Below are 1,264 nucleotides of genomic sequence, written 5' to 3' on the forward strand. Positions count from 1 at the left end.
GTTTAATTATTCTGCATACCAACTTATCAATAAAACATCATGCTGAATTGGAAAGATGATGATCCAAACCGTTATCCACTACTTCCTGCATTTTGGCATGCCGTTGATTATTGCCTATACTTTTTTTCGTGATGATTACAAACGAGTATATTTGATTCTTTTAGCAACCATGCTGGTAGATTTAGATCACTTGCTAGCAACACCTGTTTTCTTACCTGATCGCTGTAGTATTAATTTTCATCCATTACATACTTACTATGCAATGGCAGTTTATGCGGCTATGCTATTTCTACCAAAGCCCTATAGAATAATTGGTCTAGGATTGTTACTACATATGCTGACTGATTCAAATGACTGCGTAATGACCTATCTGAATAGACTCTAGTGCTTATGCGTAGTCGTTAGCTATAGTGAAAAAATTATACAGGATTAGTTAAAATAAATAGGGTAATCTTCCTTTAATGTCGTTCCTTCCTCAAAAAGGATAAAAAGTGATTCTGGCAATTATAATGGCAGCGATTCTAATCGCTGTCTGCACAGCAATACATTATGGCGTATTAAAATTCTCGTCACAGTTTGTGACGCCGTCGCGCCATCCGGGACACTGCCTTGGGGTCGCAGTTGCCTCAATCGTGCTGGCTCATATCCTTGAGGCACTGCTTTATGCGACTGGCTTTTGGGTTGCTGTGCATAACTTTCAGGTTGGTGACCTCGTCTCGTCCTCATCCAACGGCAGTGCCTCCCTTACCTTTATGGACTACTTTTACTTCTCGCTAGTTAACTACACAACGCTTGGGCGAGGTGACCTCATGCCTAACGGACATCTTCGATTTATGACCGCGATGGAGGCCTTCCATGGTTTCCTACTGATTACAATGTCCGGAACCTTTGTGCTGCAGATCATGAATGGTAAAAAACCCCTTGCAAATTAGCTAAAGACTATTTAGCTAAAGACTATCTCGACTATGTGTAGCATAGGGCTGCATAAACCTATGTCAGGATACTAACGTTATTCTGGCATAAGAAAAATAGTTCAAGTTGTTATAAGGAATAAAGCTATGAATCCAAACAATAATAACTACCATCAGGACATTCATCAGTCTGATACTTCTAATAAAACATTAAATACTAATGACAACTGGATTGAGAAAATATGGGCGTGGGCAGATGAGTTTGAGCTCAAGCATTCTGAAATTCCTCGTAATAAAGAATCACTGTTAGCCCTAAAAAAGCTAGAGATCTTAGAGCCTGAACATGATGAGCA

General features: G+C 39.6%; 3 protein-coding genes. All 3 read left to right on the top strand.

Annotation, left to right across the window (positions count from 1 at the left end):
- Positions 1-55 precede the first annotated feature (55 nt).
- A complete protein-coding gene (locus ACT3RN_RS15680) occupies positions 56-385 on the top strand; it encodes a DUF6122 family protein (protein ID WP_226945081.1) in 330 nt (109 codons plus the stop codon).
- Positions 386-509: 124 nt separating this feature from the next.
- Entirely contained in the window at positions 510-932 is a 423-nt protein-coding gene (locus ACT3RN_RS15685) for an ion channel (protein WP_201611663.1), read from the top strand.
- A gap of 126 nt (positions 933-1,058) precedes the next feature.
- The coding region (locus ACT3RN_RS15690) for a hypothetical protein (protein WP_444518824.1) at positions 1,059-1,264 on the top strand (206 nt) is incomplete at its 3' end.

Origin of the sequence: Psychrobacter sp. AOP5-GZ1-6 (assembly GCF_052376345.1) — a bacterium.
Classification (GTDB): Bacteria; Pseudomonadota; Gammaproteobacteria; order Pseudomonadales; family Moraxellaceae; genus Psychrobacter.